Here is an 11,850-nt window from a genome sequence, read left to right as displayed (position 1 = left end):
CATGCACACCCGGCGCATGCAGGACAGCGGCGACCTCGCCGCCGCCTATCGCCGCGTGCATTTCGTCGGTATCGGCGGCGTCGGCATGAGCGGCATCGCCGAAGTGCTGTGCACGCTCGGCTATCAGGTGTCCGGATCGGACAACGCCGACAACGCGGTTACCCGGCGCCTGGCCAAGCTCGGCGCGGCGGTGCACCGAGGCCACGCCGCGGCCAACGTGCTCGGCACCGATTGCGTGGTCGTGTCGAGCGCGATCAAGCACGACAACCCCGAACTGATGGAAGCGCGCGCGCAGCGCATCCCGATCGTGCCGCGCGCCGAAATGCTGGCCGAGCTGATGCGCTTCCGCCGCGGCATCGCGGTCGCCGGCACGCATGGCAAGACCACCACCACGTCGCTGACCGCCAGCGTGCTGGGCGAGGGCGGCATCGATCCGACGTTCGTCATCGGCGGGCAGCTGCTCGCGGCTGGCGCCAACGCGCGCCTGGGCGGCGGCCAGTGGCTGGTGGCCGAGGCCGACGAGAGCGACGGCAGCTTCCTGCGCCTGAATCCGCTGATCGCGGTGATCACCAATATCGACGCCGACCATCTGGAGAATTACGGCGGCGATTTCGCGCAGGTGCAGGCCGCTTTCGAGGAATTCCTGCATCGGCTGCCGTTCTACGGGCTGGCGGTGCTGTGCGTAGACGATCCGGAAGTCGCCGCGCTCGCGGCGAAGACGCCGCGCCACGTGATGGCGTACGGTTTTGCGGAAGAAGCCGACGTGCGCGCCGAGAACGTCGTCCAGGACGGCGCGCGCATGCGTTTCGACCTGTGCCTGCCGGACGGTTCGCGCACGCCGGCGACGCTGGCGCTGCCGGGCCGCCACAACGTGCAGAACGCGCTGGCCGCCGCGGCGATCGGCTGGCAGCTCGGCGTGCCCGCCGATGCGATCGTGCGCGCGCTGGAGAATTTCGCCGGCATCGGCCGCCGCTTCAATCTGCTCGCCGAACTGAAGACCGGCACCGGCGCACGCGTGCAGCTGGTCGACGATTACGGCCACCATCCGAAAGAACTCGAAGCCGTATTCGCCGCCGCGCGCGGGGGTTGGCCCGGCAAGCGTCTGGTCGTCGCCTTCCAGCCGCACCGCTACAGCCGCACCCGCGATCTGTTCGACGAGTTCGCGGCGGTGCTGTCGAACGTCGATGCGCTGGTGCTGACCGAGGTCTATCCGGCCGGCGAAGCGCCGATAGCCGGCGCCGACGCGAAGTCGCTGGCGCGCGCGATCCGCGCGCGCGGTCGCATCGACCCGGTGGTGACCAACGGCGCCGGCGATCTGGCGGCACTGCTCCCCGACGTGCTGCAGGACGGAGACCTGCTGCTGATGATGGGCGCCGGCGACATCGGTTATGCCGCGCAACAACTGGCCGCGCACGGATTCGAAGGGAACAAGAAGTGACGAAACAGATCGCCCCGCTGCGCATCAAGGACCCGACCGCCTTCGGCCGCGTCGCCGTGCTGATGGGCGGCGCGAGTTCCGAGCGCGAAGTGTCGCTCGACTCCGGCCGCAATGTGCTCGAGGCGTTGCGTTCGCGCGGCGTCGACGCGAACGGCGTCGACGGCATCCCCAATTTGCTGCGCGAACTGCAAGACAAGCAATTCGACCGCGTGTTCAACATCCTGCACGGCGGCGACGGCGAAAACGGCGTGCTGCAGGGCCTGTTGCAGACGCTGGGGGTGCCGTACACCGGCTCGGGCGTGCTCGGTTCTGCGCTGGCCATGGACAAGATCCGCACCAAGCAGGTGTGGTTGTCGCTTGGGCTGCCGACGCCGCGTTACCTGCGCCTGCAAAAGAGCGGCGATGTGCATGCCGCTGCGCGCGAACTCGGTTTGCCGGTGATCGTCAAGCCTTCGTTGGAAGGGTCGAGCGTCGGCGTGTCGCGTGTCTTCGACGATGCGGGCCTCGATGCCGCCGTCGAATTGGCCGCGCGTTATCCGGGCGAATTGTTGATGGAGCAATTGATCGAAGGCGACGAGCTGACGGTCACCATTCTCGGCGGCGTCGCCTTGCCGTCGATCCGCATCGTGCCGGCCGGCGAGTACTACGACTACCACGCCAAATACGTCGCCGAGGACACGCAGTATCTGTGCCCGGGATTATCGGGTCCGGATGAGGACGAGATCCGGCGCCTCGCTTCGGCCGCGTTCGAAGCCGCCGGCTGCACCGGCTGGGGCCGCGTCGACGTGATGCGCGACCGCGGCGGCCGCCTGTATCTGCTGGAAGCGAACACGGCGCCGGGCATGACCAGCCATTCGCTGGTGCCCAAGGCCGCGCGCCAGGTCGGCATCGAGTTCGACGAACTGTGCTGGCGGATCCTGGAGATGACCCTGCCGGAGGCCGGATCATGAGCGCGATGCTGCGCTTCTTCGCCTGGGCGCTGGCGTTGGCGCTGGTCGCGCTGCCGGTGGTGGCGGTGGTCAACGGCTGGGTCGGCGCCGAGCGTTTCCCGCTGCGCAAGCTGCGCGTCACCAGCCAGTTCGAGCGCGTCGATCCGCAATTATTGCGGCAGACCGTGCTGCCTTACGCCAAGCAGGGCTTCTTCGCCGTGCAACTCGACGATGCGCAGAATGCGGTCAGCAAGCTGCCGTGGGTGGACCGCGCCGAAGTGCGCAAGCATTGGCCCGACGTGCTGGAGATCCGCCTGATCGAGCACGCGCCGTTCGCGCGCTGGGGCAGGGATCGCCTGCTTTCGCAGCAAGGCCGATTGTTGCCGGTCAAAGGCATCGACGTGCCCAAAGGCTTGCCGCAGCTCGACGGACCGGATGCGCGCACCGCCGATGTGGTGGCGCTGTACAACGAATCTCGGGCGATGTTCGCCAGCAGCGGCATCGGCGTGCTCGGCATCGCGCTCGATCCGCGCGGCAGCTGGTCGTTGACCCTCGACAACGCCGCGCAGGTCGTCGTCGGCCGCGGCGACGAGGATGCGCGCTCGCGGCTCGCGCGCTTCTCGCGATTGCTGCCGCGGCTGCTGGAGCAGCAGCAAAAGCCGCTGCTGCGCGCCGACCTTCGCTACACCAACGGTTTCGCATTGAGCTGGGGCGATGCGCCGCCGCCGGCCGCGGCCGTTGCGCCTTCAACTCCACCCACCGCGAGCGGCAGCGGAAGCGGTACGCCGCGAGGAAAGACATGAACCGCAAAGGCGACAAATCGCTGATCGTCGGGCTCGACATCGGCACATCGAAAGTGGTCGCGCTGGTCGGCGAGTATTCGCCGGGCAACCCGATCGAAGTCATCGGCATCGGCTCGCACGAATCACGCGGGCTCAAACGCGGCGTGGTGGTCGACATCGAATCGACCGTGCAGTCGATCCAGCGCGCCGTCGAAGAGGCCGAACTGATGGCCGGCTGCGAGATACGCTCGGTGTACGCGTCGATCTCCGGCAACCACGTGCAGTGCCGCAATTCGCCTGGGATCGTGCCGATCCGCGACGGCGAAGTCAGCTATTCCGACCTGGACCGCGTGCTGGAAGCCGCGAAAGCGGTCGCGATCCCGGCCGACCAGAAGATCCTGCACGCGATCGCGCGCGAGTACGTGCTCGACGACTCGCAGGAAGGCATCCGCAACCCGGTCGGCATGACCGGCGTGCGCCTGGAGGTGCACGCGCACCTGGTGGTCTGCGCGCAGTCGGCCGCGGCCAACGTCAGCAAGTGCGTGCAGCGCTGCGGCCTGCAGATCGACGATCTGGTGTTGTCGTCGCTGGCCTCCAGCACCGCGGTGCTGACCAACGACGAACGCGAGCTCGGCGTGGCGCTGGTCGACATCGGCGCCGGCACTACGGACCTGGCCGTGTTCGTGCAGGGCGCGATCTGCCACACCGCGTCGCTGCCGATCGCCGGCGATCACGTCACCAACGACATCGCGCACATGCTGCGCACGCCCACGCCCGAGGCCGAGCAGATCAAGGTGCGTTACGCCTGCGCCTTGGCGCAGCTGGCGACGGCGGAAGAAAGCATCCAGGTGCCCAGCGTCGGCGATCGTCCGCCGCGTCGGCTGCCACGCCACTCGCTGGCGCAGGCGGTACAGGGCCGTTACGAAGAGATTTTCGAAATGGTGCAGGCCGAATTGCGCCGCTCCGGCTTCGAGGAGCTGGTCCGCGCCGGCATGGTGCTGACCGGCGGCGCTTCGAAGATGGAAGGCGTAGTCGAACTGGCCGAGGAGATGCTGCAGATGCCGGTGCGCGTGGGCATCCCGCAGCACGTGTCGGGCCTGGGCGAAGTGGTCGGCAATCCGGTGCATGCCACCGGCGTGGGCCTGCTGCTGATGGGCAGCCAATTGGAGAACCCGCGGCGGCCGTCGATACCGACCGGCCGCGCGGGCAGCTTGTTCAACAAATTGAAGGATTGGTACCGGGGCGAGTTTTAACGGCCCGGCGAAGGCAAGCGTAGGCGCGAAGGCGCGTCGATGCAGCGGCGGCAGGCGAGGCGATTGCAACACATTGGTTCCAACAACCCGATTTCATAACTAGCGGTACAGAACGGAGGACATGGACATGGCGCATTTCGAACTGGTTGAGAAAATGGCCCCGAACGCGATCATCAAGGTCGTGGGCGTGGGCGGCGGCGGCGGCAACGCGGTCGCGCACATGGTCAACAGCAGCGTCGACGGGGTGGAATTCATCACCGCCAACACCGACGCGCAGGCGATCAAGAACTGCGGTTCCAAGCTGCAACTGCAACTGGGCACCAACGTCACCAAAGGGCTGGGCGCGGGCGCGAATCCCGAAGTCGGCCGCCAGGCGGCGCTGGAAGACCGCGAACGCATCATGGACGCGCTGGCCGGCGCCGACATGGTGTTCATCACCGCGGGCATGGGCGGCGGCACCGGCACCGGTGCGGCGCCCGTCGTCGCGCAACTGGCCAAAGAGATGGGCATCCTGACGGTCGCGGTGGTCACCAAGCCGTTCCCGTTCGAAGGCCGCCGCCGCATGCAGGTGGCGTTGAAGGGCATCGAGGAACTGTCGCACCACTGCGATTCGCTGATCACGATTCCGAACGAGAAGCTGATCACGGTGCTCGGCCGCAACGCGACGATGATCCAGGCCTTCCGCGCCGCCAACGACGTGCTGCAGGGCGCGGTGCAGGGCATCGCGGACCTGATCGTGCGCCCGGGCCTGATCAACGTCGACTTCGCCGACGTGCGCACCGTGATGAGCGAGATGGGTTTGGCGATGATGGGCACCGGTCACGCCCGCGGCGACGACCGCGCCCAGGCGGCGGCCGAAAGCGCGATCCAGAATCCGTTGCTGGACGACGTCAACCTGTCCGGCGCCAACGGCATCCTGGTCAACATCACTGCAGGTCCGGACTTCACGATGGCCGAGTTCGACGAAGTGGGCCGCACCATCGAGAACTTCGCTTCCGAAGACGCGACCGTGGTGATCGGCACCGTGCTGGATCCGGACATGCAGGACGAGGTCAAGGTGACCGTGGTCGCCACCGGCCTCAACCGCGTGGCTGCGCGCCAGCACGTGCGCGTGCAGGAGCACGAGCCGATGCGCACGCCGATCAAGCTGGTACGCAACGCCACCACCGGCCAGCCGGATTTCGACGCGATGTCGCATGTCGATCCGGCGCCGATGCCCGGCTTCGGCGGCCTGCGCAACCGCAGCGTGGCGGCGGACCCGGCTCCGGCCGTGGCCGACCTGCCGGGTGACTACCTGGACATCCCGGCCTTCCTGCGCCGGCAGGCGGATTGATTTGCAGTAGCTGACGAGTAAGCCAGTCCTCCATTGGCTGCCGGGCCGCGCCGGCCCGGCAGCGTTTTCCCGTTATCGGCGCGAACTGCTCTTTTTATAAAAGGGGCGGCTTTTGTGGGAGCGGCTTTAGCCGCGAGCTTTTTCGGCTGTCGCGAACACCGGCCGGCTAAAAGCTCGCGGCTAAAGCCGCTCCCACAAAAAGCGGCCTTCCGTTCAGGTTCAGCTAACGGCGTGTTAATCTCCTTGGCCTTGCGGCCGGGCTATCCTCAGGCCGGCAGGCCGCAGCGATACGCTGTCCGCTGCGCCCCATAACAACAACGTCAGCGCAAGGCTCCGCCCCCGACCTATGCTGCGTCAACGCACCCTTAAAAATGTCATTCGCGCCACCGGCGTGGGCCTGCACAGCGGCGAGAAGGTTTATCTCACCCTGCGTCCGGCCCCGGCCGATGCCGGTGTCGTGTTCCGTCGCGTGGATTTGAGCCCTGTGGTCGAGATTCCGGCCGCCGCCGATCTGGTCAACGAGACCACGCTGTGCACCGGCCTGGCCCGCGAAGGCGCCAAGGTGCAGACCGTCGAACACCTGATGTCGGCCCTGGCCGGCCTGGGCGTGGACAATGTCTATGTCGAGCTGTCGTCGGCCGAGCTGCCGATCATGGACGGCTCGGCCGGTCCGTTCGTGTTCCTGCTGCAATCGGCGGGCATCGTCGAACAGGACGCCCCCAAACGCTTCATCCGCATCAAGCGTCCGGTGGAAGTGCGCGAAGGCGACAAGCTGGCGCGCTTCACGCCGTACGAAGGCTACAAGCTCGGCTTCACCATCGAATTCGACCATCCGATGATCCCGGCCGCGCAGTCGCACGCCGAGCTGGATTTCTCGACCATGGCCTATATCCAGGAAGTCAGCCGCGCCCGTACCTTCGGTTTCATGCGGGATCTGGAATTCATGCGCGAGCGCAACCTCGGCCTGGGCGGCTCGATGGACAACGCCATCGTGCTGGACGAATTCCGGGTGTTGAACGACGACGGCCTGCGTTACGCCGACGAATTCGTGCGCCACAAGATCCTGGACGCGGTCGGCGACCTGTACCTGGCCGGCCACGCCATCATCGGCGCCTACGAAGGCTACAAATCCGGCCACGCCCTCAACAACAAGTTGGTCCGGGCCCTGCAGGCCGATGCCGCCGCCTGGGAAGTGGTCACCTATCCCGACCGATCGGTCGCGCCTCCCCTCTACGGCGAGCTGGCCCACGCCTGAGCCGCCTGTCGCTTCCGCTGAACCGCTCATCCACGTGAGCGGATTGTGAAGCGCGTACGTTCATTTAACTTTTTTCTTCCCGGATATTAACGAATCGGGCGGGCGGGCTGGGTACCATGCCGGCTGGTCGGGCGGTGCGTCCCAGTGGGGAAACGGGATCAGTCGCCGCACCCGGCCAATCAGGAGCGTTCTCCAGGTTCCGCGGAGTCGGGATCTTGCAGGGAATCCAAGGCGGCTCGCAGGGCGTCACGCGAGGCCGTCGACATCGGTTTGACCGTCTTTTCCACCCGTGATGGCTTATCAATCAACGGGTTAGTCGTCGTTTTAACGACAAGGCCGGTCGCACCGAGCCCGAGGGACCGGGCAGCGTCGAGCACTTCGGCAGCCGCAAGCCGGAGTTTGGCCGCCCAAACCGGGGCCTCGGCGAGCAAGACCAGTTTGCCATCCGGGTCGACATTGGCCAGCCGCACATGCGCGGCCAATTCGGAGGGCAGACAGGGCCGAAGGCGCTGATCCAGGGCATCCAGCCACAGGGCTCGACGCACGGGATCGCCGGCCGGGCCCGCCAGCAGCGCGTTCAGCGCGGGCTGGGGCGCCGAACCGCGGTCGTCGCGGGATCCGGGGCCGGTCATGCGGGTCCTGGGTGGGTCGAAGAAGAACGAGTGGCAGAAGGCAGTTTCACAACGCAGGCAGTGTACCCACACGGCCGGATTTTTTTGGATTCCCGTCTTACAGAAGCGCAACAGGGGCAGCGGTAACTTCTTTGCTGGCGGAGTCTTTGAGATGGATGCTTCGAATTCGATGACCTTTACTGACTATTTGAACAATGCGCGTTACTGGGTGATGGACCTGCCCTATCGCACGCGCGATTTCATCTCCTTCCGTCCCGGCTTGGCCGCGATCGTATTGGCCTCCATCGGCATCGCTGCCGGCGCAGGCGCCCGCACCGGCATCGGCAGCATCGAAGTCGATCAGCTGCAGGCCAAGCTCGACAGCCAGCAGGCGCAGTTCGATCAGGTCCGCACCCACGCCAAGCAGGAAGTGAACGCCATGGCCGCGCGCCTGGCCGAACTGCAGGCCGAAGCCAATCGTCTGAATGCGCTGGGCGAGCGCCTGACCCGTATCGGTCAGTTGCAGGACGGCGAATTCGATTTCGACAAGCCGGTCGGCGTCGGCGGCGCCGGCCCGGTCCGCGACATGAAGCCCGGCGAGCTGCACGACGGCCTGGACCAGTTGCAGGCGCAGCTGCAGTCCTCCGGTGGCCAGCTGACCCTGCTTGAGTCGCTGCTGTTCAACCGGCAGCTCGACCAGAACGCGGTGCCGTCGCGTATGCCGATCGCCAACACCTACATCACCTCCGGCTTCGGCGGCCGCGCCGATCCGTTCGGCGGCGGCAGCCAGTACCACAAGGGCATCGATTTCAAGGCCAATGTCGGCGATCCGGTGACCGCGGTGGCCGATGGCGTGGTGAGCTATTCGGGCGTGCGCTCGGGCTACGGCAATGTGATCGAGATCGACCACGGCAACGGTTACGTCACCCGTTACGCCCACAACTCCAAGTTGCTGCTGAAGGTCGGCGACCTGGCGCGGGCCGGGCAGACCATCGCCAAGGCCGGTTCCACGGGCCGTTCCACCGGCGCCCACGTGCATCTGGAAGTGTGGCAGAACGGCGCTGTCGTCAACCCCCGCAAGTTCCTGGGCGAGCAGGGCAACGGCCTCAAGCGGGGCTGAGCTTTGCTCCCTCTCCTGCGAAGCGGGAGAGGGCTGGGGTGAGGGCGCGCGGAATAGCGCATTTTGATGGTGGCCGGGAAGGGCTTGACGCGATCTGAAACTCCGCGCGCCCTCATCCGGCGCTTCGCGCCACCTTCTCCCGCAAGCGGGAGAAGGGAAAAGCCTTGTAACCACCCCCGGCGACCCCAAGCTACAATGCGCGTTGCCAAAAAGGGCGCCCAGCGCCCTTTTCTGTTTTCGGGCCCAGCCCGATCGCCGCGCCCGGCGCGGCGTTCACCCCTTGATCCGGTCAAACCATGCTCAACAGCCTGCTCACCCGCGTTTTCGGCAGCCGCAACGACCGCCTGCTGCGCCAGCTCGACCGCGTCGTCGCCAAGGTCAACGCCCTCGAACCCGACATGCAGAAGCTCAGCGACGAGCAACTGCAAGCCAAGACCCCCGAATTCCAGAAGCGCGTCGCCGACGGCGAGTCGCTGGACAAGCTGCTGCCCGAAGCGTTCGCGGTCTGCCGCGAAGCGTCCAAGCGCGTGCTCGGCATGCGCCATTACGACGTGCAGCTGATCGGCGGCATGGTCCTGCACCTGGGCAAGATCGCCGAAATGCGCACCGGCGAGGGCAAGACGCTGGTCGCCACGTTGCCGGTCTACCTCAACGCGCTGGCCGGCAAGGGCGTGCACGTGGTCACCGTCAACGACTACCTGGCGCGCCGCGACTCGGCCTGGATGGGCAAGCTGTACAACTGGCTGGGGCTGTCGGTCGGCGTGGTCTACCCGGGCATGCCGCATTCGGACAAGGGCGCGGCCTACGCCAGCGACATCACCTACGGCACCAACAACGAATTCGGCTTCGACTACCTGCGCGACAACATGGCGCTGGCCAAGGAAGACCGTTTCCAGCGCGGTTTGAACTACGCGATCGTCGACGAAGTCGACTCGATCCTGATCGACGAAGCGCGCACGCCGCTGATCATCTCCGGCCCGGCCGACGAATCGCCCGAGCTGTACCACAAGGTCGACGCCATCGTGCCGCGCCTGACCCGGCAGAAGACCGAGGACGGCGACGGCGACTACTGGGTCGACGAGAAGGGCAAGCAGGTGCATCTGTCCGAACAGGGCCAGGAACACGCCGAAGACCTGCTGCGCGGCGCCGGCGTGCTCGGCGACGACGGCCTGTACGACGCGCACAACATCCACGTGGTGCACCATCTCAACGCGGCGTTGCGCGCGCACGGCATCTACCAGCGCGACGTCGATTACATCGTCCGCGACGGCGAAGTGATCATCGTCGACGAATTCACCGGCCGCACCCTGCCGGGCCGGCGCTGGTCCGACGGCCTGCACCAGGCGGTCGAGGCCAAGGAAAAGGTCAACGTCCAGCGCGAGAACCAGACGCTGGCCAGCATCACCTTCCAGAACCTGTTCCGCATGTACAACAAGCTGTCGGGCATGACCGGCACCGCGGACACCGAAGCGTTCGAATTCCAGAACATCTACGGCCTGGAAGTGATCGTCATCCCCACCAACAAGCCGATGATCCGCAAGGACCATTCGGACCAGGTGTTCCTCAACCGCGCCGGCAAGTACCGCGCGGTGGTCAACGAAATCAAGGAAGCGCACGCGCGCCAGCAGCCGGTGCTGGTCGGCACGACCTCGATCGAAGTCTCGGAGATGCTGTCCGAACAACTGCAGGAAGCCGGCGTGCCGCACGAAGTGCTCAACGCCAAGCAGCACGAGCGCGAAGCCCACATCGTCGCCCAGGCCGGACGCCCCGGCGCGGTCACCATCGCCACCAACATGGCCGGCCGCGGCACCGACATCGTGCTCGGCGGTTCGCTCGAAGCCGAACTCGCCGCGCTCGAAGCGCAGGCCGGCGGGGAACTCGACGAAATCACCCGCGCCCGCGTGAAATCCGAATGGCAGCAGCGCCACGACGCGGTCAAGGCCGCCGGCGGCCTGCACATCGTCGGCACCGAACGCCACGAGTCGCGCCGCATCGACAACCAGCTGCGCGGCCGCTCCGGCCGCCAGGGCGACCCGGGCTCGTCCCGCTTCTACCTGTCGCTGGAAGACAACCTGATGCGCATCTTCGCCGCCGACTGGGTGCAGCGGATGATGGCGCGGATGGGCCTGAAGGAAGACGACATCATCGAAAGCCCGTTGGTGACCAAGCAGATCGCCAATGCGCAGCGCAAGGTCGAGGCGCACAACTTCGACATCCGCAAGAACCTGCTCGACTTCGACGACGTCAACAACGACCAGCGCAAGGTGATCTACCAGCAGCGCGACGAACTGCTGGAAGCCGAGTCGGTCAACGAGAACATCGTCGGCATCCGCGAAGACGTGGTCGCCGACGTGGTGCAACGCTTCGTACCGCTGAACTCGATCGACGAACAGTGGGACCTGCCGGGCCTGGAAGCCGAGCTGAGCAACGAGTTTGGCCTGCAGCTGCCGCTGGTCCGCCTGCTTGAGGAAAAGCGGGAGATGGACAGCGAGCAGCTGACCGCCTACGTGCAGGAAGCGGTCGTCAAGCACTTCACCGACAAGGAAGCGCAGGTCGGCGGCGAGACCATGCGCATGCTCGAGCGCCACATCATGCTCAACGTGCTCGACCAGAACTGGAAAGAGCATTTGGCGCGCATGGACTACCTGCGCCAGGGCATCCACCTGCGCGGATACGCGCAGAAACAGCCCAAGCAGGAGTACAAGCGCGAGGCGTTCCAGTTGTTCAGCGAGATGCTGGACAAGGTGAAGCGCGAAGTGATCGCGCTGCTGGCGCGCGTGCGCATCCGCACCGAGGAAGAAGTGGCCGCGCTGGAAGCCGAAGAACGCCGCCAGGCCGCGGCGATCGCGCAACAGCTGCAGTTCCAGCACCAGGAAGTGGGCGGCTACGGCGCCGACGAGGAAGCCGCCGCCGAGCAGCGCTCGGGTGCGCTCCCCGAATTGTCGGTCGAACGCGCCAGCGGTCCCAAGGTCGGCCGCAACGATCCTTGCCCGTGCGGCAGCGGCAAGAAATTCAAGCATTGCCATGGGCAGTTGGCCTGAAGCTCTTCCCCCTCTCCCGCTTGCGGGAGAGGGCCGGGGTGAGGGCAAGCCCGAAGCGGTGAGACTTCAAGCCTGCGCGGCGGTCTTG

At 66.4% G+C, this 11,850-nt stretch carries 9 protein-coding genes; 8 read left to right on the top strand and 1 reads right to left on the bottom strand.

The annotated features are described in order from the left end of the window. Position 1: 1 nt before the first annotated feature. The 6 genes from murC to lpxC all read left to right on the top strand — a co-directional run bounded on the left by murC (position 2) and on the right by lpxC (position 6,990). Complete coding sequence (gene murC, locus M2650_RS07930) at positions 2-1,438, top strand: UDP-N-acetylmuramate--L-alanine ligase (protein WP_249474300.1); 1,437 nt, start codon at positions 2-4, stop codon at positions 1,436-1,438. After that, entirely contained in the window at positions 1,435-2,388 is a 954-nt protein-coding gene (locus M2650_RS07925) for a D-alanine--D-alanine ligase (protein WP_345779845.1), read from the top strand. Before murC ends, M2650_RS07925 begins: the two co-directional genes overlap by 4 nt. Then, positions 2,385-3,170, top strand: coding sequence for a cell division protein FtsQ/DivIB (locus M2650_RS07920; RefSeq protein ID WP_249473135.1), 786 nt, complete (start codon positions 2,385-2,387; stop codon positions 3,168-3,170). Before M2650_RS07925 ends, M2650_RS07920 begins: the two co-directional genes overlap by 4 nt. Then, positions 3,167-4,402, top strand: a complete 1,236-nt coding sequence (gene ftsA / locus M2650_RS07915) for a cell division protein FtsA (protein ID WP_249473133.1) — start codon at positions 3,167-3,169, stop codon at positions 4,400-4,402. The genes M2650_RS07920 and ftsA overlap by 4 nt, the downstream gene beginning before the upstream one ends. A gap of 127 nt (positions 4,403-4,529) precedes the next feature. After that, entirely contained in the window at positions 4,530-5,735 is a 1,206-nt protein-coding gene (gene ftsZ, locus M2650_RS07910) for a cell division protein FtsZ (protein WP_249473131.1), read from the top strand. Between the two features lie 346 nt (positions 5,736-6,081). Continuing rightward, the gene (gene lpxC, locus M2650_RS07905) at positions 6,082-6,990 is read left to right on the top strand and encodes a UDP-3-O-acyl-N-acetylglucosamine deacetylase (protein WP_249473130.1); all 909 of its coding nucleotides are present in this window, start codon (positions 6,082-6,084) and stop codon (positions 6,988-6,990) included. A 179-nt stretch (positions 6,991-7,169) separates the two neighbouring features. Here lpxC and M2650_RS07900 read toward each other — a convergent pair whose 3' ends face one another. After that, positions 7,170-7,622 carry a DciA family protein gene (locus M2650_RS07900; RefSeq protein WP_249473127.1) on the bottom strand — a complete coding sequence of 151 codons (453 nt, stop codon included), beginning with the start codon at positions 7,620-7,622 and terminating at the stop codon, positions 7,170-7,172. A 211-nt stretch (positions 7,623-7,833) separates the two neighbouring features. On the opposite strand from M2650_RS07900, the gene M2650_RS07895 reads away from it, so the two are divergent. Both M2650_RS07895 and secA read left to right on the top strand, forming a co-directional pair. After that, complete coding sequence (locus M2650_RS07895; RefSeq protein ID WP_425602537.1) at positions 7,834-8,721, top strand: peptidoglycan DD-metalloendopeptidase family protein; 888 nt, start codon at positions 7,834-7,836, stop codon at positions 8,719-8,721. A gap of 296 nt (positions 8,722-9,017) precedes the next feature. Continuing rightward, complete coding sequence (secA, locus tag M2650_RS07890) at positions 9,018-11,762, top strand: preprotein translocase subunit SecA (protein WP_249473125.1); 2,745 nt, start codon at positions 9,018-9,020, stop codon at positions 11,760-11,762. The last annotated feature ends 88 nt before the right edge of the window (positions 11,763-11,850 follow it).

Source organism: Luteimonas galliterrae (genome assembly GCF_023374055.1).
In the GTDB taxonomy this organism is placed as follows: domain Bacteria; phylum Pseudomonadota; class Gammaproteobacteria; order Xanthomonadales; family Xanthomonadaceae; genus Luteimonas_C; species Luteimonas_C galliterrae.
This window is presented reverse-complemented; position numbering and strand designations above follow the sequence as displayed.

Coding starts and splice junctions, on each gene's coding strand:
- ftsZ (WP_249473131.1), top strand. CDS start 4,530: ATGGCGCATTTCGAACTGGTTGAGAAAATGGCCCCGAACGCGATCATC.
- M2650_RS07920 (WP_249473135.1), top strand. CDS start 2,385: ATGAGCGCGATGCTGCGCTTCTTCGCCTGGGCGCTGGCGTTGGCGCTG.
- ftsA (WP_249473133.1), top strand. CDS start 3,167: ATGAACCGCAAAGGCGACAAATCGCTGATCGTCGGGCTCGACATCGGC.
- lpxC (WP_249473130.1), top strand. CDS start 6,082: ATGCTGCGTCAACGCACCCTTAAAAATGTCATTCGCGCCACCGGCGTG.
- M2650_RS07895 (WP_425602537.1), top strand. CDS start 7,834: ATGGACCTGCCCTATCGCACGCGCGATTTCATCTCCTTCCGTCCCGGC.
- secA (WP_249473125.1), top strand. CDS start 9,018: ATGCTCAACAGCCTGCTCACCCGCGTTTTCGGCAGCCGCAACGACCGC.
- M2650_RS07900 (WP_249473127.1), bottom strand. CDS start 7,622: ATGACCGGCCCCGGATCCCGCGACGACCGCGGTTCGGCGCCCCAGCCC.
- murC (WP_249474300.1), top strand. CDS start 2: ATGCACACCCGGCGCATGCAGGACAGCGGCGACCTCGCCGCCGCCTAT.